20 protein-coding genes are annotated in these 22,425 nt (G+C 34.6%); 13 read left to right on the top strand and 7 right to left on the bottom strand.

From position 1 onward, the window contains the following. Window positions 1–2 precede the first annotated feature (2 nt). Together JNUCC52_RS05780 and JNUCC52_RS05775 are read left to right on the top strand one after the other, a co-directional pair. Window positions 3–1,025: a GerAB/ArcD/ProY family transporter gene (locus JNUCC52_RS05780; RefSeq protein WP_337982189.1), complete on the top strand. Its 1,023-nt coding sequence runs from the start codon at window positions 3–5 to the stop codon at window positions 1,023–1,025. Further along, window positions 1,022–2,134, top strand: a complete 1,113-nt coding sequence (locus tag JNUCC52_RS05775) for a Ger(x)C family spore germination protein (RefSeq protein WP_337981667.1) — start codon at window positions 1,022–1,024, stop codon at window positions 2,132–2,134. The genes JNUCC52_RS05780 and JNUCC52_RS05775 overlap by 4 nt, the downstream gene beginning before the upstream one ends. A 30-nt stretch (window positions 2,135–2,164) precedes the next feature. Here JNUCC52_RS05775 and JNUCC52_RS23170 read toward each other — a convergent pair whose 3' ends face one another. Together JNUCC52_RS23170 and pgeF are read right to left on the bottom strand one after the other, a co-directional pair. Further along, window positions 2,165–2,404: a DUF5658 family protein gene (locus tag JNUCC52_RS23170; RefSeq protein ID WP_443136918.1), complete on the bottom strand. Its 240-nt coding sequence runs from the start codon at window positions 2,402–2,404 to the stop codon at window positions 2,165–2,167. A 283-nt stretch (window positions 2,405–2,687) separates the two neighbouring features. Then, window positions 2,688–3,449: a peptidoglycan editing factor PgeF gene (gene pgeF / locus JNUCC52_RS05770; protein WP_337981666.1), complete on the bottom strand. Its 762-nt coding sequence runs from the start codon at window positions 3,447–3,449 to the stop codon at window positions 2,688–2,690. 211 nt (window positions 3,450–3,660) lie between these two features. Between pgeF and JNUCC52_RS05765 the strand changes: the two genes are divergently transcribed. From JNUCC52_RS05765 to JNUCC52_RS05745, 5 genes are all read left to right on the top strand, one after another. Further along, window positions 3,661–4,275 (top strand): transmembrane-type terpene cyclase, encoded by a 615-nt coding sequence (locus tag JNUCC52_RS05765; RefSeq protein WP_139860565.1) that lies wholly within the window; start codon window positions 3,661–3,663, stop codon window positions 4,273–4,275. Window positions 4,276–4,491: 216 nt separating this feature from the next. After that, window positions 4,492–4,974, top strand: coding sequence for a DUF4358 domain-containing protein (locus JNUCC52_RS05760; protein ID WP_139860567.1), 483 nt, complete (start codon window positions 4,492–4,494; stop codon window positions 4,972–4,974). A gap of 3 nt (window positions 4,975–4,977) precedes the next feature. Then, complete coding sequence (locus JNUCC52_RS05755) at window positions 4,978–6,363, top strand: MBOAT family O-acyltransferase (protein ID WP_337981665.1); 1,386 nt, start codon at window positions 4,978–4,980, stop codon at window positions 6,361–6,363. Window positions 6,364–6,377: 14 nt separating this feature from the next. Then, window positions 6,378–7,520 (top strand): DHHW family protein, encoded by a 1,143-nt coding sequence (locus tag JNUCC52_RS05750; protein ID WP_337981664.1) that lies wholly within the window; start codon window positions 6,378–6,380, stop codon window positions 7,518–7,520. A gap of 833 nt (window positions 7,521–8,353) precedes the next feature. After that, window positions 8,354–8,962: a CAP domain-containing protein gene (locus JNUCC52_RS05745; protein ID WP_337981663.1), complete on the top strand. Its 609-nt coding sequence runs from the start codon at window positions 8,354–8,356 to the stop codon at window positions 8,960–8,962. Window positions 8,963–9,269: 307 nt separating this feature from the next. On the opposite strand, the gene JNUCC52_RS05740 is transcribed toward JNUCC52_RS05745, so the two are convergent. Then, the gene (locus tag JNUCC52_RS05740; protein WP_337981662.1) at window positions 9,270–11,768 is read right to left on the bottom strand and encodes a winged helix-turn-helix domain-containing protein; all 2,499 of its coding nucleotides are present in this window, start codon (window positions 11,766–11,768) and stop codon (window positions 9,270–9,272) included. 413 nt (window positions 11,769–12,181) lie between these two features. Here JNUCC52_RS05740 and JNUCC52_RS05735 point away from each other — a divergent pair, with 413 nt between their 5' ends. Further along, window positions 12,182–13,060, top strand: a complete 879-nt coding sequence (locus JNUCC52_RS05735; protein ID WP_337981661.1) for a hypothetical protein — start codon at window positions 12,182–12,184, stop codon at window positions 13,058–13,060. A 509-nt stretch (window positions 13,061–13,569) separates the two neighbouring features. Continuing rightward, the gene (locus tag JNUCC52_RS05730; protein WP_337981660.1) at window positions 13,570–14,535 is read left to right on the top strand and encodes a VanW family protein; all 966 of its coding nucleotides are present in this window, start codon (window positions 13,570–13,572) and stop codon (window positions 14,533–14,535) included. Window positions 14,536–14,686: 151 nt separating this feature from the next. Here the strand turns inward: JNUCC52_RS05730 and JNUCC52_RS05725 are convergent, their stop codons facing one another. After that, entirely contained in the window at window positions 14,687–15,304 is a 618-nt protein-coding gene (locus JNUCC52_RS05725) for an HAD-IA family hydrolase (protein WP_337981659.1), read from the bottom strand. A 361-nt stretch (window positions 15,305–15,665) separates the two neighbouring features. On the opposite strand from JNUCC52_RS05725, the gene JNUCC52_RS05720 reads away from it, so the two are divergent. From JNUCC52_RS05720 to JNUCC52_RS05710, 3 genes are read left to right on the top strand one after another with little or no spacing between them, the layout of a single operon-like run. Next, the gene (locus JNUCC52_RS05720; RefSeq protein WP_337981658.1) at window positions 15,666–15,917 is read left to right on the top strand and encodes a PLD nuclease N-terminal domain-containing protein; all 252 of its coding nucleotides are present in this window, start codon (window positions 15,666–15,668) and stop codon (window positions 15,915–15,917) included. Continuing rightward, a complete protein-coding gene (locus JNUCC52_RS05715) occupies window positions 15,901–16,809 on the top strand; it encodes an ABC transporter ATP-binding protein (RefSeq protein ID WP_173478515.1) in 909 nt (302 codons plus the stop codon). The genes JNUCC52_RS05720 and JNUCC52_RS05715 overlap by 17 nt, the downstream gene beginning before the upstream one ends. Then, window positions 16,806–17,594, top strand: a complete 789-nt coding sequence (locus JNUCC52_RS05710) for an ABC transporter permease (protein ID WP_337981657.1) — start codon at window positions 16,806–16,808, stop codon at window positions 17,592–17,594. The genes JNUCC52_RS05715 and JNUCC52_RS05710 overlap by 4 nt, the downstream gene beginning before the upstream one ends. 151 nt (window positions 17,595–17,745) lie before the next feature. On the opposite strand, the gene JNUCC52_RS05705 is transcribed toward JNUCC52_RS05710, so the two are convergent. From JNUCC52_RS05705 to JNUCC52_RS05695, 3 genes are all read right to left on the bottom strand, one after another. Further along, entirely contained in the window at window positions 17,746–18,540 is a 795-nt protein-coding gene (locus JNUCC52_RS05705) for a YibE/F family protein (protein ID WP_337981656.1), read from the bottom strand. A gap of 1 nt (window position 18,541) precedes the next feature. Further along, window positions 18,542–19,609, bottom strand: a complete 1,068-nt coding sequence (locus JNUCC52_RS05700) for a YibE/F family protein (protein WP_337982188.1) — start codon at window positions 19,607–19,609, stop codon at window positions 18,542–18,544. 586 nt (window positions 19,610–20,195) lie between these two features. Next, window positions 20,196–20,678, bottom strand: coding sequence for a MarR family winged helix-turn-helix transcriptional regulator (locus JNUCC52_RS05695; protein WP_337982187.1), 483 nt, complete (start codon window positions 20,676–20,678; stop codon window positions 20,196–20,198). Window positions 20,679–20,835: 157 nt separating this feature from the next. Here JNUCC52_RS05695 and JNUCC52_RS05690 point away from each other — a divergent pair, with 157 nt between their 5' ends. Continuing rightward, window positions 20,836–22,368: an MDR family MFS transporter gene (locus tag JNUCC52_RS05690; protein ID WP_337981655.1), complete on the top strand. Its 1,533-nt coding sequence runs from the start codon at window positions 20,836–20,838 to the stop codon at window positions 22,366–22,368. Window positions 22,369–22,425 lie beyond the last annotated feature (57 nt).

Raw genomic sequence — 22,425 nt, 5'->3', positions numbered from 1 at the left:
TAATGATCGGTACGGGCATTCTCTCACTACCTCAGCAACTTAGTTCTTTAGGATATAGCCAGGCTTTTATGCCACTGCTTTTTGGTGTTATTGCGAGTGCTACACTTTACCCAATGGTTTGGATTAGTTCAAAATATCCGAACGATAACCTATTTCGTATAAATGAAATTCTACTAGGAAAATGGTTAGGTAAATTTATTAATCTTTTTTTCGTTATTCAATTTATTGTTTTTATTGCGGGAATTATTAGTAATTATATGCATCTTATTCAAAGTACTGCACTTCAAGAGCAAACAATTACTGGACCTGTTTTTTGTTTTTTATTATTGCTTGTTTACATTGTTAGTGGAGGTATTAAATCTATAGCGAGATTTTGTATTTTGACCTTTTTTCTAACAATTGGAATGGTCTATTTTACACATTGGGCATTTGAAAAGGGCGATATGAGCCATTTTCTACCTCTATACAATTTTTTTAGTGTAAACGACTTTTATGAGGCATTAAAAAGAGGTTATTTATCGATTTTAGGCTATGAATTAATTATGTTTTATTTTCCTTACATTGTCGATCAAAAAAAAGCATATCGGCATACGCTAATAGGTATTTGGATTAGTATTCTAATTTGTTTTATTACAACAGCGATAAGCGTAATGTATTATTCAGAATGGCAGCTGGTAAACGTTGAATTCTCAGTATTAAATTTATTTAAAGCTGGTGAGTTTTCTTTTATTGAAAGAATTGATATTTTCGGTATTACATTATGGGTATTTTTAATATTATCTACGGTGGCAGCTTATTTATGGTGTGCGAAAAAAGGTGTAGATTCTTTACTATCTAAAAAAAGTAAAGCTTATTTATATATTTTAGCAATAATTATTTTCTTTGTTGTGAAAATGCCTTTTTCAAGAGATTTTCAAGAAAAATTATTTATCGGTGCAAGTTATGTTGGCTACATGCTAATTTTATGGCCTATTTTATTAATTATGATTTATGCATTTCGAAAAAAGAAGCAGGTGCAATTATGAACAGAAAACTTCTTTGTCTAATGCTTTTTATACAACTGTTATTTTTAGCTGCTTGCGGAGAAAAGGAAATAAAGGTACCACTTGAAGATGTAGGGATGGTAGGTATAATCGCTTTTGATTATATAGATAAAGACAGCATGAAACTAACCGTCGCAATCCCTCAATATTCACCTGAAGCACAACGGAGTACACAGACTTTTACAGTCGTCACGGATCTCGTTTCAAATGGCATTGTGGAAATAGAAAAGCTTTCAGATAAAAAAATTGTTTTTAATCAATTACGTGTTGTGTTGTTTAATGAGGAGTTTGCACGTCAAGGTAATGTGCGAAAAGTGATTCAACATTTATACCGAAATGCAGAAGTAGGTAATAAAGTACTTATTGCGATTGTGAAAGAAAATGGAGAAGAAATGCTAAAATATAATTATCCTGATAAACCAAATATTAACTTTTATTTAAACGATTTATTGCAGCCAAGCATAAATACAGCATTTAATCCTAATACAAATATTCACGATTTTATGTATACGATTACTAATCCTGTGTTCGATCCTATTATTCCGTTTATTGATAAAAATAGCGATAAAATTGAAATAAAAGGAATTGCGGTGTTTAAAGGTAACCAAATGTTTGAATTAATAAATCCAAAAGAGGCACTTATTATTCAAGCAATACAAGGAAGAAAAAACCTTGCCCCATTGGATATTACGATGGAACAGGGACATGGCAAAGAAAAACTATTAATTGACTTAGTTGAAAATGATGTGCACTTAAAAAGCAATAAAAGTATGACTTCACCTAAGCTCACTATATCTATAGAGATAAAAGGAACATTAAGTGAGTACAAAGGTGAAAGAGAGAATGATTTATTTACAACAGAAAGCTTAGCCGAATTGGAAAAAGACGTAAATAAGGAGTTAGAGCAAGATATTAAGACGTTTTTAGATAAACTGAATGAATGGCAAGTAGATCCAAGTGGGCTAAGTGAATATTTTCGAATGTACCATTATGGAAAATGGACAACTGAAAAGAAGAGAGAAATTGTTAGTAAAGTTGCAATTGATGTTCATGTAAAAACATCCATCATTAGTACGGGAACATTAAAATAACGATTGTTCTATAAAGCAAGAATAATTAGATTAAAGTACAATTAGCCAGTACAAATGTATACTGAAAATTGCTAAGTAAAGGATGAAAATTCCCAACAAACAGGTTGTGTATAGTTTTCGGAAACGAGTGCTACTCAGCTTATAAACTAAATAGGAAAGATAGGAAATGGATATAGACAGCATCATTTTCACTGTTAAAAACAAGGCAGGGCTTGACATCCATAAAAAGTGCATAATCGGGTTTGATTCTTCAATTTTATTGTGCAGCAACCCAAAGTGTGTCGCAAAACCATCAAATATATTTAATAATGAAATAAGCAAGCTAAGTACAATAATATATGGAATAGGGATTATTATTCCTCCTATACACTAATGAATTGGAAAACCAATGGACATGTTATATAGGATAGCCAGCTTTTATGCAATTTAAAAAATGCTGATAGAAATGAATCAGTAAATAATGAGGATATGTGTATTAACCATATAGAAGTGAGGCAATTTATCATCAATATTTGTGATAAATTGCCTTTTTGATGTTAGTAGGATGTAATCCTTATGATTTTCGCATGATAAAGCTCAAATGTCTGCCGCACTGTTTATCCTGACGGTAGGAGAACCCTTGGTCACTAAGAAACGTGCACGTATTATCAATCGTAATTTGATGTGAAGGAATACCTGCAAGCTCACATTGCCTTTTCACAGTTTGTTGGTTATCAATGTGATACTTATTTGTTTGTGCATTGTAATACATAAAATCATCCGCATAGCCGAGACGATTAAATTGTTCATAGACATCGGCATCAACCTCAAATTTCTGCTGGCTAAGTGCCATGCCGATTTGTACGTGGAAATCTTGAGGACTGCATTGCTCTGTCTCGATAAGATGTTGAAATAGTTTGACTGTCACTTCCTTGACTGTACCTTGCCAGCCTGAATGAATCACACCAATCACACCATGACGATCATTATAAAAAATGACAGGTACACAATCAGCCGTAAAACTACAAAGTATTAAATCTTTTTCAAAAGTATAGAGCGCATCGGTATTGGCAATGGCTGTGTCTTGTTGCTGTGCCCCGAATCCTTTATCGTCTAACGTCGCCCGATGAAAATTAGCACTGTGTGTTTGCTGCGTACATATAAAATCATTGATATCACAATGTAAGGTTGCAGCTAATTTCTTTCGATTAATTACTACATCATCTGGGCTTGTGCAAACGTGTAGTGCCATATTGTTTTGTTCAAGTTCCGTACTATCTTTCAAGGTAGTTCCTGCTATGAACTGCTCATTGTTGTAATAAATTTTAGTTTTCATATACTCACCCCGTTTAACTATATCGAATTGAATTGCCAATGTATAGCTTATGCAACGTGCATCTTGACTTACAGGTTAATTGACTGGAGCGCTATATTTTTACTTGTTTAAATTGTACCTCTTACAACTGACATAATAGATTCAGTACTAGTCATACAGTAACATGAAGAGGTTTCTTTTCTATCAAGCAAGTTTAAAAGGAGCGTGTTTAATGAATCAATATTATTTTTTATTTATTTGCCAACTAGGCATGGGACTTTTTTGGATTTTGACATACATACTTATTATTAAACGGAGCTTTCAAGATGAGAAATATGGTATGCCAATGGTTGCAATATGTGCCAATATTTCATGGGAATTTATCTTTACTTTTATTTATCCTCAAAATGATTTACAAAGAGTTATCTCGTTTATATGGTTTGTACTCGACCTTGTCATTATGTGGCAATATTTAATATATGGGCGTAATGAATATAAAAAAACGATTTCTTCAAAACTTTTTTACACATCATTCCTATTTACACTTAGCGTCAGCTTTTTAATCATCATGGCACTTTCCCATGAGCTACATGATATGGAAGGAAAATATGCGGCATTTATACAAAATTTAATGATGTCTGGACTATTTATCGGTTTATTGCTCGGTAGGGGGAGTTTAGCTGGCCAATCTATGTCCATTGCACTTTGCAAAATGATTGGAACGTTATTTGCAGCTGTCGGTTTCTTTATTTATTTTAGAACCCCATTCATTACAATTACTTCTATGGCAACCGTTATGTATGATTTACTGTATATTGCTTTAGTTTATCGTTTATCAAGAAAATGAATGTAAATGGGAAAAGGGTACATCGGAAATCGGTGTACCCTTTTTTATGGATATTTTTTCATAGAAAAGAGGTTAAAGGTAAGTATTTCCTGCTAAAAAAGGACAATCACTTCTAAAAAACGCAAAAAATTATAAAAGAAAAAACTTTTTATGTAACGTTCGTAGATGCTCTACGTCTACTCTCATTGAAATACACATTTAAAAGGAGTTTTTAACATGAAAAAAACAATCATGATTTTATTAACGGCTATGCTAGCTGTGATCATCTCTGCTTGTGCGGGAGATAAAGATTCGACAATTGAAGTAAAACTGTCTGCTAAAGAAATGGCAGATCAAATGTTAGAAAAAGTAGAGCAACCCGTACTAATGGAATTATCAGCGGAAGAATTAAAGGACCTCTATAATATAGATTCTGCTAAGCTTGAGGATTATTCAGTACGTGTGCCAATGATGAATATTAAAACAAATGAAATAGCTATATTCAAAGTAAAAGAAGCAAAGGATGTTGCGGATATCCAAGCGGCATTAAAAAAACGTGCAGAAAATGTTCAAAAACAATTTGAACAATATTTACCAGACCAATATGAGAATGCTAAAAACTACAAACTTATTACAAAAGGGAATTACGTATTATTAGTAATTTCAGATAGTGCTGACGAGCTTATAAAAGTTTACGATAGCTTCTTTGAATCAAAATAGCACATGGTATTTAGTAGTCTGCTCTTTCTATTCGTATTTTTGCCAATAGTGCTAATGCTTTATTATTGTTCGCCAAGAAAAATTAAAAATTTCATTTTATTTATTATGAGTTTAATTTTTTATGCATGGGGCGAACCAGTTTATATCGTGATTATGCTAGTGTCTACACTGACGGATTATTGTTTCGGTTTGTTATTAGATAAGCCAAACATGTCGTCAGTAAAAAGAAAGGGCATTGTTCTATGCTCCATTATTGTGAATTTAATGCTGTTATCTTATTTTAAATATGCAGATTTTCTTATTCACAATATCAATACATTACTTGGTACGGATATCCCTTTAACGGAACTTCCTTTGCCAATCGGTATCTCCTTTTATACGTTCCAATCCATGTCTTATATTATAGACGTCTACAGGGGAACAGCAAAAGCACAGCGGAACTGGATTGATTTCGGTACATTTGTGGCTCTGTTCCCCCAATTAGTGGCTGGCCCAATCGTGACATATAATACGATTGCCCAGCAACTGCAGCATCGTGCAGAAAGTATTAGTATGTTTGCAGAAGGTGTGCGACGCTTTATTATTGGCTTAGCTAAAAAGGTGCTATTAGCTAATAACATAGGCTTACTTTGGGACACAATTTCTAGCTCAAATGTAGAAACGATGCCAATGTTAACAGCTTGGTTAGGCATTATTGCTTTCGCCTTTCAAATTTATTTTGATTTTAGCGGATATTCTGATATGGCCATAGGACTTGGATTAATGTTTGGTTTTCGATTCAATGAAAATTTTAACAAGCCGTATATTGCTCAAAGCATTACGGACTTTTGGAGAAGGTGGCATATCTCATTAAGCAGCTGGTTCCGAGATTATGTTTACATTCCACTCGGTGGCAATCGTAAAGGGTTAGCCATTCAAATGCGCAATATTTTAATCGTTTGGCTACTGACAGGTTTTTGGCATGGGGCCAGTTGGAATTTTATATGGTGGGGGTTGTATTTCGGAGTTATTCTTATTGTTGAAAAATGGTGGGGTTTAACTTTACTTTCTCGCCTACCACGGTGGACAAGACATTTTTATGCCATCTTCCTAATTTTAATTGGATGGGTGCTGTTTGCTTTCGAGCAACCGTCGTTAATAGGAAAATATTTGGCGGCCATGTTCGGATTCAATGGACAATCCCTTTGGAATAATGACACTGGGTACTATTTTTATACGAATATCGTGCTCCTTCTAGTGCTAATTATGGCTTCAATACCGATGAAATTATGGAAGAAAACGAGTGAGTTATCATTACCGCATATTGCTTGGTATGGCATACTGTATTTTCTTTCTGTAGCTTATTTAGTCGACGCGACGTTTAATCCATTTTTATATTTTCGCTTTTAAGGAGGTAGATCAGTATGAAGCAAAAAGCAGAGCGGCTATTAGTTTTTAGTTTTATCGGTACAATGTTGTTCTTCACGCTACTGTTTTTCATTTTGCCTCATCATCGCTTCTCCGAATTGGAAAATAGATATTTACAAGCAGCACCCCATTTAACATGGGATAATGTAATATCGAAAAAATATGCAGAGGAAGCGGAGCGTTTCGTCACAGACCATTTCCCATTTCGTGACAAATGGTTGTGGATGAAATCAGCCACGGAAAAAGGACGTTTACAACAAGAGAATAATGGCATATACCAAGGGAAAGACGGCTATTTATTCGACAAGTTTACAGAACCAGATAATACGAAAGTGCAACAAGATATAAATGCAGTAAAGCAATTCGCCTATAAGCATCCAAAAGTGAACGTGACATTTTTGCTTGCACCGACATCAATTGGGCTTTATCCAGAGCGCTTACCGTGGTTAGCTCCAACGTATCCTCAAAAGAAAGTCAATCAATTAATAGAAGGGCAATTGCACAATGACTTAACGTTTATCAATGGTTTTGATTTTTTAGAGCCACATGCAACTGAAACCATTTACTACCGTACGGACCATCATTGGACGACATATGGAGCCTATTTAGCGTATGTTGCGTATGCAAAGCAAATGGGGTGGGAGCCTCTTTCAAAGAGCGATTTTTTAATTAAAAACGTTAGCAATTCATTTCTTGGAAGCTATCATACTCGAAGTCAATTCACGAATGTAACGCCTGATCAAATTCAAGCTTATATTCCACGTAAGCAAGTAAAGACAGAGATGTATATCGCAGATTCTAATCAAACCTTCACTACAATGTACGATACAAGCTTTCTTAAGAAAAAGGATCAATATTCTTATTTCTTAGGAGGAGTACATGCGCTTATGAAGCTTACGACAAAGCTTGACCCACAGCAGATAGAACAACAAAAGCTTTTAGTCATCAAAGACTCTTATGCTCATAACGTCATTCCATTTTTGACAAATCATATTTCTGAAATTCATGTAATTGACTTGCGCTACTATAACGGTAATATAACGCAGTATATGAATGAAAATGGTATTGAAGATGTTCTGCTGTTGTTTAATACAACAACCTTCGTTGAAGATACTGCCATTTCCAAAATAAATAAATAAGAAAAAGTGCCAGTCACTCAAACAATTCTGAATTTTCATGGGTACAGTCAGTAGGGTTTACCAACATGACTATGAAGTGTCAGGCACTCAACCAATTTTGAATAGCCAAGTAAAAATCCACGAAGACTCCTGTGGGAACACACGAAATGTAAGACGCAACAAACCGCGCGAACGCGAGGGTTGCGGCTTACACCGTGCCCGCGGAAAGCGAAGTGGATTTTTACGCTTTAAGAAGCGGATATGAAATAGGTGTGCATGCCGATGCAGTGACAGGCACCCAAACAATTCTGAATAGTTGCGGTGTCAGGCACTCAAACCAGGCACTCAAAAAATTTTGAATAGCCAAGTAAAAATCCACGAAGACACCTGTGGGAACACACGAAATGTAAGACGCAACAAACCGCGTGTACGCGAGGGTTGCGGCTTACACCGTGCCCATGGAAAGCGAAGTGGATTTTTACGTTGTAAGAAGCGGATATGAAATAGGTGTGCATGCCGATGCAGTGACAGGCACCCAAACAATTCTGAATAGTTGTAGTGTCAGTCACTCAAACAATTAGGCATTCAAACAATTTATTTTCTATTTATTGGGTATTAAATGAATGAAAAGGTATTAATTCAACTAAAAATCTTGTAGTAATATATTCCTGTTACAACTATATTTCAAATTTATTACTAAAAAGTTGAGAGAAAAGACCGTTATTCTGGCAATCTATTCGTCAATTATTTCAGATGTAATACAACTGTAAAAATCCTTCCAAATATTTAGTGATGAATTATGTTGCAAAACTATTTACCATGAATATAGAGCAAAACAGGAAGGAATGAATAACATGTTTAAAAAAGTAAAAAAAGTCGCAATGGCATCCGTATTATCGGTTTCAATATTAGTACCAATCAGCGCAATGGCAGCTGATTCATATACAGTAGTAGCAGGTGATTCTCTTTGGAAAATTGCCGTAAACACTCAAACAGGCGTACAGGAGCTAATTGATGCAAATCCTCAACTAGCAAATCCTGATCAAATAAACGTAGGGCAAAAAATTAATATTCCAACAAATGAGCAAGCATCTGTAGAACAAGAAGTCGTTAAACTTGTCAATGCAGAACGTGCAAAAGCGGGTCTTCCAGCATTAAAAGAAGATTGGGAGCTTTCAAGAGTAGCAAAATATAAATCTCAAGACATGCATGATAAAAACTACTTCGACCATACAAGTCCAACATATGGCACACCATTTACAATGATGAAAAACTTCGGTATTACGTATAAATCAGCTGGAGAAAATATTGCCAAAGGTCAAAAATCAGCTACTGAAGTCGTAAATGCTTGGATGAATAGTGAAGGACACCGAGCAAATATTCTAAACACAAGCTATACACATATCGGTGTAGGCTTTGTGAAAGATGGTAACTACTGGTCTCAAATGTTTATTCAAAAATAATATAATAGAACTGTTCCAACGTAATAGGAACAGTTCTTTTTTTTGTACATTAACTAGTTGCTCAATCTTCGTTACATATTCATCTCTACAAATTTAGCATACATACTATATAAAATGAATTCCATCTAATGTTAAATGGAGTCCGCGCTTTTTAGAAAGTTGATTAATGCGAGAAGCTTTTTTATAAAAAAGTACATCCTTTAAGGAAATTAAACAGAAATTTTCATTATTTCTCCAAAGATCCTTAAACAAAACTAAAAAGAGCAACTAACAACAATCAATAGCTGTCAGATGCTCATTTTCATATTTACTTTTTTGTGTGGAGGATTGCCTGTGTACGGGATTTGACACCTAGTTTTTGATAAATAGTAGATAAATAAACGCGAACGGTTCCATCTGATAAATTCAACAGCTTCGCAATTTCTCGATTGGTGACACCATTGGCTAAAAGATCGAGCAATTCCATTTCACGTGGTGTCAATATTTCGTTACGAACGACACTTGTTGTGCAACTTTGAAGATAATTGAAATAATAATCTGGGTAAGGATTCCATTTTAATGCATACGACTCTAATTGAAAATATTGCTCTAAAAGAGGGAGTAGCTCCTTCTCATCTAATAACGTCCGAACATAATAATATTTTGCTGCTAATTGTAACACTTCATGTAAAATATCTAATGCGATAGAAGTATTTCCTAAACGATGCTGGCAAATAGCCTCTAACACTGTTGCTTCTATAATCGTTGCGATTTGCTCATCTTGCTGAGCCTTCGTTTTCACTTGAATGACAATAGATAATGCATCGTTTAGCTCGCCCTTTAATAACAGTAAACGAGCATAAACGAGCTGCCAAAATGGTTGCTTCGTTTTTGTTGCCTGCAATAGCATCTCTGCATTTTGACTATCTCCATCAATTATAAAACAATAAGCTTGCATAATTTGAATGGAAGTTCGCCAATGTTTTTCCGAAACACCTTCTAATACTTGTGCTAGCATCGCACGTGCTGTAGTTGCTTGTTGTTGATGGGTGTAAATTTTTGCCTTTAATAAATACATCGGAATAAATAAACCAGGGTCTTGATGATGATGACCTAAACCGATGGCGATTTCAAGCTCCTTTTGAGCGTATTCTATTAAACTTCGTTCGTATAATGATTCAGCAGCAACCCCATAGCTAAAAGCTGTAACATTTGCAGTTTGTAACGATGTTTCTCGAAAAAGTTTACCAACGGCTTCGCCATCTTCCATTATTTGAAGTTTCCCTTTTGAGCCGATACTAGTACGAGACAGTTTGTATTCGAAAATATTATATGGAATCGGAACGTTATCCCAACGTGAGGGCGCAGGACCTTTCGCAAGCAAATTACGCATAATTTCTTCAACTACCTGTAAATTTCCACCAGAAGCGACAATTGCATATGCCTTAGCACTTTCATAAATATATGCCATCGCTCCATGTTCTTCTTGCTCCATCCAATGTTCTACATATTGTCTCATTTCAAGCTCCTCCATAAGGGAAGTAGCTATTTTGGTGTCCATTGTTGTAATAGAAGTTAGGAAGCCGATAACAAGCATTTCATACGAAACGACATAGTGAGCACTCCGAAGTTGTTGTAGCCAGCGCATAAATGTTGTTGTTTGCCCGGAAGCATAGAGCTGTACAAGATGTTCTGTTATCCATGAAGCGGCTTGTTCATATTGTTCATATTTAAGTGCTAGCTCAATTGCAGAAATATAATTTCCCTGATTGTTGTAAATAGAATGAGCAACTTCTTGGACAATTGATTGTACTTGCTGAACTGAATATTGTTTGTTTAGTTCTAATTGTAATGCTTCAGCAAATAAATGATGGTAGCGAAAAACAGGCTTTTTTGATTGCAGACGAATGATAAATAGACCTTTTGCTTCTAAATTTTCTAACAGTTCAAGGCTATTTGATTGCTTTGTTAGTTGGTCACATATAGTAGGTTCTAGCTCATGCAGTAGAGATGTTTGTATGAGAAATTTTTGTGTTGTAGGCGGAAGATTTTGAATAATTTCTTGCCATAGAAACTCAGAAATAAACGGCTGCGCTATATTATCGATTGGGTCTATTTGTTGTTCATTTGCCAAGCGCGTTAACAATAATCCAGCTACCCATCCTTCCGTTTTGTCTAAAACATTTTGTAAATGTTGTTGATTTAGTGGTGTTGCATGTTTGTAGGAAAAAAATTGCTTAGTTTCTTGCAACGTAAATCGTAAATGATCCGCATTAAATTCTTGTAGCCATTGTTTAACGCGCCACTTAGCAGTAGGGAGTGCAAGGGCTGTCCGAGTTGTAATATAAACATGTGCCTCAGAAGGTAAGTACTCTATAAATTGAGTCATAAGTTGATGAATTGCTGGATTATCAATTAGATGATAATCATCTAATACAATATGTATCGGTTTTGCTAAGGCATTAAGCTCTTCTAAAAATGAATTGATAAAAAATTCAAGTGTTGCTAGGTCTTGAGCATGCAACAGTGGTGCAAGTATTTGATCTATATTGCACTGATAAGCTTTGGCAACGGCATGCACAGCGTAAGTCCAAAAACGAATCGGATCATTTTCAGCAGCATCAAGTGATACCCAAGCCACAGTTTCCTTACTATTTTTGAACCAGCTACTTAGAACAGTTGTTTTTCCATAGCCTGCTGGTGCACGTAAAATCGTCACTTTTTTATAAGTATGAAGTCGTAAAAGATCAAATAATTGTCTTCGCTCAATTAAATCAGGTGCCTCGAGAGGAATCGTTAATTTAGAAGATAATAATGTAGTAGGCATCTTTTCTACCTCCTTTTCGAAATTTAGGATAATGATGTAATTTATTTTACTACAAGCTTCAGCATTATTACGAATGTTAATAGTCCTAACCATAACTCTGTTCGTTGACTTTTTCTATATATATAGTAGAAACATGGGACTTTATGCAAGTTAAAGCAATGTACTAACAAGTGAGTACTTTTGGCTTTTTATATATAGATTTGAAGTTTAATAAGGGAAATGGCTAATAATAAAAGTGAAAAATTTTTAATGTGGTTGATTTTTAAATAGAGATTTGAAAAGAATTGAAGATAAACATACAAAGTCGTTGAAAAAATAAAGAGTGGTTATTATTTTATAAATAAAAAAGAATACTGATTATTTAAAAAGTAATTTATTGAATATTTTCTAAGAAAGGGAAGGAAGAGGATACTATGAAAAAAACCTTTTACTTTTTTGCTAGAAACTTAATAATTTACCTAACTATAGTTGTATTAATCACTACAATTACATTAACTTTTGTACATGTTAAGTCATTTGCTATGCCTCTTTCAGAAGAAGATGTGGAAGATGATAGTTTTGTAATATTGGAAATTATTAAATTTACGGATAAGGAAGTAGTGTATAACACATTAGAAAATGGCGAACTTTTTTTATATGAGGAACAAATTGAAAATGAAGCTGTAACTACTAATAAATATAAAATAGATAATGTAGCTAAAGAACTTGTCGAAAATTTCATAACAATTATTGATATGAATGACGATGATAGTTTTGAAAGCCAGCAAAATATATTAAGTAAACAGATTATTTCAAAAACACCTGTGGATGTTTCGCCTGTTAACGAAATTAAGAATGATAAACTAGTATATACGACAAGTGCAACAGGTAAATGGGTGACAGCAAGATCGAGTGGATTTAATTATTCATATTATAAATACAGTAATGGAGGAGGAAAAGCCAGAGAACTATCCAATGAAAAAACAGTTAACACATACAATAAGCACTTTGATCAATTCACAAGAAATGTTGATAAGATAAGGAATTTTGAAACAAGTATTCTAAAGGATTTATTATTAGTAGGATTACTAGATCAGGCATTTAAATCAATCAAAAAGCCTACAGTTGCCAACGTCACCAATTTCTTGAGAAAATATTTAAAAAGCATACCTGGCATTTCAGTAATAGTTGCATCTGTTGAATATTTAATTCTTACTAATAAAACGTTAAACTCCTATAAAAAAATCCCTGGACCAGAACGTAATTGGAGATTTGGAAAATACGATGATTTTTCCAATGTACGGGTTTCATGAAAAATAAAGAAGAGATACATTTTATTTTAGTTATACTTATCATATTTGGAGTATTATCTTTTTCACTAATAGAAATTTTTCATCAAGTCCAAAATGGTTATATTCCTAGAGCGACTACCATTATATTATTCTTACTTGCAACTTTTACTTTATTCATTTTATTTTTTGAAAGGAACAAAAGATGAGATAATTTGATTTCCATAGCGAGGTTATTTTAACTTGTGTATTCAAAGAGGATAAGCAATACACAAGTATTTATTATATGCCGAAAACTCAATTTTTTAACAGAAAGCACTCCACAAAAGGTAGCATTTAAACTTGTATGGAGTGTTTTCCTTTTACTTAAATTGTAGAAAAAGCTACATTTTTAATTGTGTATTCACTAATAATCTATATTTAAAAAACAATTATTTAAGCAACTACCAATAAAAATGCATGAAAAGAAACACACTATCCTTACTAGTCGAATAAGATGTTGCTGTAAGTAAGGTAGAGGTAGGTGTTTATTATTGAAGAGCTGGATAGCTGTATTTTGTTTAGGAAGTACTATTGCTTTGGCTGGCTGTCAAGAAACATTAGAGAACGAACAAATTGACATTGACGATGTAAAGCAGCCAGTGACGTACACGGAGGACAAGGAGCAGGAAGCTGGACCTATAGTAGTTGAAATTGTTGATCCGCAATCTTTGGAAATCATCCACATCATATCACCACAGGAACTAGGCTATGAAACAGACCCTGAATCGTATAAAAAGAAAATTGAACAATTAGCACAACAATTAGCAAGGGGAACAGAAACAGTAGTTGGTTTAGATAAGCGCATGGTGCTCGACAAATTGGATGGCAATGGTCAGGTTATTAAAGGAAGTCCATTGGTGATTTTAAAAGAAAGTGAATTGGTTGAAAGGGTACTAGCTGCATCTGTAACGGGGGGCAAAGTAGAAATGCCACTGTATATTACTGAAAGTGGCTATTATCTAGAAGACATACCGTATTTAGAGGATGTTGTAGTAGCATCGTATACAACATACTTCAGCTCCTCAGATGTAGGAAGAAACAAAAATATCGAACTGTCAGCAAAGGCGATCAATAATGTCATTGTTGGGAGCGGGGATACTTTTTCTTTTAATACTGTTGTTGGACCGAGAGATGAAAAAAACGGCTATCAGCCCGCACCTGAAATTATTAATAAAAAACTTGTTATGGGCATCGGTGGGGGTATATGCCAAACTTCCTCAACGTTGTTCAATGCAGTCGATCAATTACCTATAAAATTCGTCGAGCGACATCATCATTCTTTAGATGTTGGCTACGTTCCAAAGGGTAGAGATGCAACGGTATCCTATGGCGGATTGGATTTTAGGTTTCAAAACACAAGTGATGTGCCTTTTTTAATTAAGGCAACGTACGGTAAAGATTTTCTTACTATTGAAATAAGAACATCCGAAAAATACAAAGAACTTATAAAAAGCTAGCCCCATAGTAAAAAAGAGGTTGATGTAAGACTAGCTCAAAAGTGTTGTTTTGGAGCAAATCAACCTTCTCTGTATTTCTGTTTTACTCTGAGACACTGAAGAAAGTGTCTTTTTTTTTCGAGCCCGAAGACATGAGAAATGTATTCATTGCTTAAATGATAGTTAATATTTCTGCTGGAGAAAATACTTTATAATCGGGCTTCTCTGATTGAACAACCTCAATTGCATCATATCCCCAACCAACCCAAATAATTGGAATTCCTACTTTTTTACAGGCAACAATATCACGCTGCTCATCTCCAACATATAACACGTCTGATTTTTTGATATTTGTTTCTTTTATATATTTTTTAATCACTTTATCTTTCCCAAAAATACGGCTAGAGCACAGTACTTCAGAAACATGATTAATATCATTTACCTTTAAAAACTCTGAAATATTGTCCTTCGAATTAGAAGAGATAATTGCGATTGTATAACCCTTGTTTTCAATTGCCTTTAATACATCTTTCATCCCCCGAAAAAGGTGAACATCTTTTATGGACTGTTGGTATAAACGATAAAATTGAGGGAGTATAATTGGTAGCTTGTGTAGTGGAAAGTTAAATAATTTACTGCGTTCGGTAATTGATATTTTTTTTAGTGAATCAATGTCCTCTAGTTGTACTTCTTTAAAATCGTATTCCTTTGCAATGGTGTTCCATACAGAGGCGAGTACAGCAGTGGAATCTGCAAGTGTACCATCAAAATCAAATATGATATGTTTCATTGTATCTATTCTCCTTTAAGATTTAACATCGTTATTTAGATGTATGTTTTATGTAAGTGTAATCATTCGTTCATGATGACATGAATACGGAAAAAAAGAAATAGATAACAAGTAATTTTTGTAGAACATCTAGTTGCTGAAAGTAGTCATGGCGCTGAAAAATACATAGTTGAGAAGAATGGAAAGTATTAAAAATTTAGAACACTAAATACACAGTGAAATCGTATTATCAGTACCGATGATATTATCAGTAATGATAATGTATATAAAAATAAAGCAATAAACAGGTGCAATTCCAAAAATTGTGTGTTATTGTTATCATTATCAGTAATGATAATGTGAGTTGAGAGGAGAAAATTACATGAAACTTCACTATGGATTAAATGAATTGGGAGATGTAGATTGGTTAGCAGTATTACAGATAGCATTACCGTTCATGGTGGTAGGTCTCATTCTTATCCTAATTGCACTATTTGATTTGTATAGGCATCGGAAGGAAAGGGCAAATGTTCTTTTGTGGACAATTGTTATTATATTTTTCAATACAATTGGACCCATTTTATATTTCACTATTGGACGAAAAGGAGCGAAGCTTAATGAAGTTAGAAATTAAAGGTGTAACAAAAAACTTTAAAACAAAGACAGCCGTTCATAACTTTTCTATGGTAGTTGACACTGGACAATGTGTAGGACTTATAGGCCCAAACGGTGCTGGAAAGTCTACGCTAATTAAAATTATTGCAGATATCTTATATGCGGATAAAGGCGAGGTACTGCTAGATGGGAAAAAAATTTCAAACATGAAAAGAGAGGTTGGCTATCTTCCTCAATACCCTGATTTCTTCCACTGGATGACTGCCAAAGAGACACTCTTTTTTATGGGACAGTTATCAGGTATAACTAAAGAAAAACTTATTGAGGAAGTACCTGCTATATTAACAAAAGTAGGATTAATAAACGAACAGAATGAGAAAGTTCAAACATTTTCTGGCGGAATGAAGCAGAGATTAGGCATTGCTCAAACGCTTTTACATAAACCATCTTTTATTGTTATGGATGAGCCTGTATCGGCATTAGATCCAATAGGAAGGAGAGAGGTTTTGAATTTAATTCAAGAAATTAAACATGAAACGACTATTTTATTATCAACGCATATTTTAGGCGATGCTGAAGAAATTTGTGAACGGTTTGTCATCATGAAACAAGGTGAGAAAATAATGGATACGACAATAGATAAATTATTAACTCATAATAGTGAAGAAGTTGTACATCTTGAAATAGCATCGGAAAATATGCTTTCTGTCCAAATAATTGAAAAACTTCCGTATGTAAAACATGTAGAAGCAAACGGAAAAAGAATGAAGGTAACGCTCGAAAATGTGCAGGAAAATAAAGATATGTTAATGCGTGACACTTTGGAAAACAAATTAGATATTGTTCGATTCGAAGTTGGAAGCAGTGAGACGTTAGAGGACATCTTTTTAAAAATGGTGGTGAGCGTATGACGCCTATATATGTTTTAACAAAAAAAGAATATGTACAAATGTTTCGTGATTTTAAAGTGATATGGTTACCGCTTGCTTTTATGTTTTTAGGGGCTACACAACCAGTAGTCACATATTATTTACCAACCATTTTAGCAGCACTTGGGGGAAATCAAGGCATTACGATTGATCCTTCGATGCTTCAGCAGGATGGAGCGCAAGTAATGGCTGCAACACTTGGATCCCAATTCGATCAGTTAGGGATTATGATTATAGTGATTGCAATGATGGGTATTATTCAGTCAGATAAAGCAAATGGGATGCTTGATTTTATTCTAACAAGACCTGTAAAAGTAGGGTCATACATCGGTGGAAAGCTTTTTTCTAATTTCTCATTTGTAGCTATTAGTGTGACATTTGGATATATTGTATCTTACGTTTATGTAAATTTTTTGTTTAATAATATTTCATTTCTAGATATGATACTAGCCATTGTTTTTTATCAATTATGGGTTCTTTTTATGATTTCTTTTACTTCGATGGTAAGTACTATTTTTAATGGACAGGGTGTTATCGCTTTAATTAGTATCGTTTGCTTGTTTATTTTTAAAATAATTAGTGGCTTACATCCAATAATTGATTTATTAAATCCTGCAGGCATGAGTCAACATGCAATGATGGTATTAATAACGGGTTCAGTCGATTCGCATTTATACGGCAATATGTTAATTACTTTCATATGGATTTCTTTAACCGTAACTATTTCGCACTATTGGATTTCAGAAAAGAAATATCATAAAGATTAATATACAAAGAGGGGGAACTTACTAGTCCAAAACCATTAGTTAGTGTGCTCTTTGGTTTACATTATTTGTTATCGTAATGATTGTTCATTTAGATGTGTATGCTTGGTAGCATAAAACAATGATATTAAAATTTTTAAAAAAATAGTGCCAGTCACTTTGAGTGACTGGCACTTTCTTGTGCGCTTACTTTTTCTCGTGTTTTAATTAAATAATAGGCATTAACAGATGATGCGATGGGGATAATGGCAGCTATGCCAATTCCCGCACAAAAAATGGTGATGAGCTCAGTGCTGAACACTTTAGAGTTGATGATTTCGCCAATCGAGTAGTTTAAATCTTTAAACCATATTAAAAGACCTAAATATCCACCAAAAAAAGCGAAAAATAGCGTATTTGTATCTGTTCCTAAAATATCTTTCCCAATGCTTAAGCCTGATGTGAATAATTTTTTTCTGCTAATGAGAGGGTTGTGGTGAAAAATTTCATGCATGGACGAAGCAATGGAAATGGCGACGTCTAAAATGGCTCCAATTGTACTCATAATAATTACAGAAGCGCCAATTTGAACAAAGTTAACACCAATATAAAGTGAAAAAATACTAATTTCCTCTGTAGATTCTTCTCCAAATCCTTGAATCATAGACTTCCCAGTGACAACCATAATAAAAAAGAGAAGTATCACAATCGTAATCATCGTCGAAATAAATGCGGTGATTGTTTTGCTGTTCTTTTCATTAATGTAAAATAGGCTAATCCAACTAATGATTGTGCAGGCAATAAACGTTAAAACAATGGGGCTGTTCTTAGGATTAGTCATTAAAAAAATCGTTACAAAGAGCACCCCAAAATTTAAAAATAGAGAAAGAAAAGAACGTACCCCTTTTTTTCCACCAATAACGATCATTAATATAAATAAAATGGCTGCTAGCCACACTAATACATTCATATCAATTTACCCTCTTTCGTTTAATGAAAAAAATAGTAGTATAAAGACTGATGGGGATTGTTAATACAACGCCAATACCACCTGCTAAAGCGCGAGCTAATTCTAATGAAAGATTCATGGAAAGTGTTAGCCCTAGCGTAGACGAATTTTTTAAATATAAAATAAGCATAGGAATGGAACCACATATATACACAAAAAACAAAATACTCGTAATTGTCCCCATCACATCTTTTCCAATATCGAGCCCTGAAACTTTTAATGCTTTATCAGAAATTGATGGATTTTGTTCATATAAAGCAAACATGGAAGAAGCCATGGTAATTGACACATCCATTACAGCTCCTAACGCCCCAATAAATAAACCAGCCATAAAAACCATACGATAAGGACGCGTTAGAAATTGCATTTCCTCGTATCGAAGGCCATTTTCAGATGTAATCCACAATACGAAAAAGCTAATAAGTAATGAAATGAAAGTTCCTAAAAGTGTTGCCAGCATTGCCGCGTAGGTTTTTTCATTTAAACCATTTATGAGTATCAACGAAACAACAGTAAATAGCAGAACACATACACCGCTAACGAACAACAAGCTGACGTTAGCATGCTTTACATATAAATCCAATGCAAATGATAATATAAGTGCATTAACAATCAAACTAACTATGGAAAATAGCCCCTGTCTTTTACCAACAATTAATAAGGCGAATATAAAAATCCATGCAACTATTAATACGTATTGATCGCGTTTTACGTCTAAAATTGAACCTGATAATTGCCCTTTTTGAGCATTGTCTTCCTTTATGGAAACGAACAGTTTGTTTCCGACCTTGTATTCATGATCAAAAGCACCAGAGGAAGAATACTCATTTGTAAAATATATAAGTTGTCCTTTGTCCTCTCCATTTTTCACTAATGCAGTTATTTGCTGCGTAAATAACTGATCGTCATTACTATACATATCCGATACAGGTGTTGAATCTTCCAACTCTGTTTTTATCACTTCTGCAATTGGCCGCTCATAAAAGGATTCATTGTGAGAAACAAATAAAAAGGAAGCCACAAAGCACAGTACTTATAGGATATAGAATAATATCCGTTTTTTATTAGAAATAATAGTAAACAATAAAAAAACCTCCAATGAGGGGAATTTGACTATGTTCGTAGCAAGTGAAGTGTCCGTTGTACAGAAGCTGCGTTGAACAATGACTCACAATAACATTCCTATTTTTCTATGTCAAGGCTGGTCAAAAGTAGTCACGTAGGAAGTAACGCTCTTTACCAATTAAGGTTTCCTTTTATGATAAAGGAGCATGCCGTCTATGATGGTTTGCCTGTGCTTTCCATTGAATATTTAGTTTTAAATTTTGCAGGTATCATTTTTAGTCATCGTACTGAATATGTAAAAACATTCAGATGATTGTTGTTGTCTGTCTGTTATGAATCTGGGAGGGGAGTGACAAGCTATACAAAAAATGTGTCCGTGTTATAGGAATGGCGTACATTAAACATTCATCATTATGCGAATACTAGATAACATAAAGTTGTCCCGCCACTGTCTCTTTTAAAAGGAGTGAGGTTGCCGAAGGAGGATTTAGAAAAGAAAAAGGACGATAACCACAATCATTTCACAATCGGGATAACGTCCTGTTTTTGTTTTAGCGTATAGATTTTGTTGAAGATTTACTTTGTGTAGAAGAGCTGAGAAGTTGTATTTGCTCTTCTAGTACTGTACTTGCGTTTTGTAAAAACTGTGAAATGAGAGCAAGCTCTTCTTGCTTGTAAGATGAAGCTAGTTGAAGCATGGCTTGGTGAAGCGACTCATAGGTATGGCGGATTTCTTCTCTCGATTCATATTCTGGGACTATAATGACCCTGCGACGATCATTAGGATCATTTTCTCTACGCACGTAACCGATTTTTTCAAGGCGGTCAACTAATGCCGTAATGCTGCCTGTAGCAAGGCCCGTTTTTTTTGAAAGCTCTCCAGCAGTAATGGGACCGGTTTCACGTAAAATATCCAAAGAAATAAAATCATTATTGTATAGCCCAAGAGATGCAGCCACATTTTGCTGGTGTAATATTGTGCGAGTACCTAGCCCGCGCATAAGTGAAGTGAAATGTTCACGTGGATCAGTCATTTGATTTTCTTGATTGCTTGACAAAAGATAAGCCTCCTTTTAGACTATTAATATCTTGACGGTCGAGATATTAGATAGTCAAGATATTTGATGGGTGTGTAATTGTTTACGTGTTCATTCTAGCGAAGGTATTAATAATTTGTAAAGGGGTTTCTAGATGGAAGCATCGAAAAGTAATAGTAATACAAAGTTGGTTGTGGCAGGTTTACTTCTTGCCATTTTTATGTCAGCAATTGACAATACAATTGTTGCGACTGCAATGGGAACAATCGTATCGCAACTTGGAGGCATGGATAAATTTGTTTGGGTTACTTCTGCTTATATGGTAACAACAATGGCTGGCATGCCTATTTTTGGTAAGTTATCCGATATGTATGGAAGAAAAAGATTTTTTATTTTTGGTCTAGGTGTGTTTTTACTTGGTTCGGCTCTTTGCGGTTTCGCTCATACAATTGAGCAACTTAGCATTTTTCGCGCGATTCAAGGGATTGGTGCAGGTGCGCTAATGCCAATCGCATTTACAATTGTATTTGACATCTTTCCACCAGAAAAACGGGGGAAAATGGTAGGGCTACTCGGCGCTGTATTCGGTATCGCAAGTGTCGTAGGACCACTTCTCGGTGCTTATATTACAGCCCATTTTGGTTGGGAATGGGTTTTTTATATTAACCTGCCAATCGGTATCGTTTCATTAATGTTAATTATAAAAAATTACAAGGAATCTCCGATGCTTACAAAGCAGAAAATCGATTGGTGGGGAGCGGCGACACTTGTATTGGCTGTTATCAGTCTTATGTTTGCATTGGAGCTAGGAGGTAAACAGTTCGATTGGAATTCAGCACCGATAATTTCATTATTTATCAGTTTTGCTGTGTTCTTTATTGTGTTCTTTTTTGTAGAGCTGAAAGCAGAAGAACCAATACTTCCTTTCTTCTTATTTAAACGTCGTTTATTTGCCTCTTCGCAAATGTTAGCTTTCTTATATGGCGGTACTTTTATTATTTTAACAGTATATATACCGATTTATGTGCAGGCTGTATATGGTGCTTCCGCTACGAATGCAGGGCTAATTCTGATGCCAATGATGTTGGGGTCCGTGGCAGGAAGTGCTTTTGGTGGTATTTTCTTAACGAAAATAAGCTATCGAAACTTAATGGTTATTTCAGTTATATCTTATTTTGTAGGTATGTTTTTACTAAGTACACTTACACCAGATACGGCTCGAATACTTCTTACGCTGTATATGATTCTCGTAGGCTTTGGCATGGGCTTCTCCTTCTCATTACTACCGACCGCTTCACAGCATAATTTAGATGCTCGTTATCGGGGTACGGCGAATTCAACCAATTCGTTTCTGCGTACGCTAGGTATGACGATGGGGATTACAATTTTTGGAACAATTCAAAACAATGTATTTGCTAGTAAGCTAACGGAAGGTTTTAAAAATATGGGGCAAGGCTCAAATTCTGCAATGTTTGATGTTGGCGATATGAGAGAAATTTTTGAACCTAGTGTACGCGAGAATATCCCTGCAAACATTCTTGATATTATTGTGAATGCTATGTCTAACTCTGTTACACATGTATTTCTTCTTGCGCTCATTCCTATTGTTATTGCAGCCATTTTCGTTTTCATGATGGGGAACTCCCGAGTGATTGTTACAGCTGAAAAAGACAACAGGGAAAACTAAATAAAATATAGTAAGAATTTAAGCTATTGATGATACTAATAAGTCGTACGATGTTCA

Origin of the sequence: Lysinibacillus sp. JNUCC-52 (assembly GCF_015999545.1) — a bacterium.
Lineage (GTDB): Bacteria > Bacillota > Bacilli > Bacillales_A > Planococcaceae > Lysinibacillus.
Note: the sequence above shows the minus strand (reverse complement) of the source record. Positions and strands in the feature narration are given on the sequence as shown.

Coding starts and splice junctions, on each gene's coding strand:
- JNUCC52_RS05780 (WP_337982189.1), top strand. CDS start 3: ATGATCGGTACGGGCATTCTCTCACTACCTCAGCAACTTAGTTCTTTA.
- JNUCC52_RS05775 (WP_337981667.1), top strand. CDS start 1,022: ATGAACAGAAAACTTCTTTGTCTAATGCTTTTTATACAACTGTTATTT.
- pgeF (WP_337981666.1), bottom strand. CDS start 3,449: ATGAAAACTAAAATTTATTACAACAATGAGCAGTTCATAGCAGGAACT.
- JNUCC52_RS05765 (WP_139860565.1), top strand. CDS start 3,661: ATGAATCAATATTATTTTTTATTTATTTGCCAACTAGGCATGGGACTT.
- JNUCC52_RS05760 (WP_139860567.1), top strand. CDS start 4,492: ATGAAAAAAACAATCATGATTTTATTAACGGCTATGCTAGCTGTGATC.
- JNUCC52_RS05755 (WP_337981665.1), top strand. CDS start 4,978: ATGGTATTTAGTAGTCTGCTCTTTCTATTCGTATTTTTGCCAATAGTG.
- JNUCC52_RS05750 (WP_337981664.1), top strand. CDS start 6,378: ATGAAGCAAAAAGCAGAGCGGCTATTAGTTTTTAGTTTTATCGGTACA.
- JNUCC52_RS05745 (WP_337981663.1), top strand. CDS start 8,354: ATGTTTAAAAAAGTAAAAAAAGTCGCAATGGCATCCGTATTATCGGTT.
- JNUCC52_RS05740 (WP_337981662.1), bottom strand. CDS start 11,768: ATGCCTACTACATTATTATCTTCTAAATTAACGATTCCTCTCGAGGCA.
- JNUCC52_RS05735 (WP_337981661.1), top strand. CDS start 12,182: ATGAAAAAAACCTTTTACTTTTTTGCTAGAAACTTAATAATTTACCTA.
- JNUCC52_RS05725 (WP_337981659.1), bottom strand. CDS start 15,304: ATGAAACATATCATATTTGATTTTGATGGTACACTTGCAGATTCCACT.
- JNUCC52_RS05720 (WP_337981658.1), top strand. CDS start 15,666: ATGAAACTTCACTATGGATTAAATGAATTGGGAGATGTAGATTGGTTA.
- JNUCC52_RS05715 (WP_173478515.1), top strand. CDS start 15,901: ATGAAGTTAGAAATTAAAGGTGTAACAAAAAACTTTAAAACAAAGACA.
- JNUCC52_RS05710 (WP_337981657.1), top strand. CDS start 16,806: ATGACGCCTATATATGTTTTAACAAAAAAAGAATATGTACAAATGTTT.
- JNUCC52_RS05705 (WP_337981656.1), bottom strand. CDS start 18,540: ATGAATGTATTAGTGTGGCTAGCAGCCATTTTATTTATATTAATGATC.
- JNUCC52_RS05695 (WP_337982187.1), bottom strand. CDS start 20,678: ATGACTGATCCACGTGAACATTTCACTTCACTTATGCGCGGGCTAGGT.
- JNUCC52_RS05690 (WP_337981655.1), top strand. CDS start 20,836: ATGGAAGCATCGAAAAGTAATAGTAATACAAAGTTGGTTGTGGCAGGT.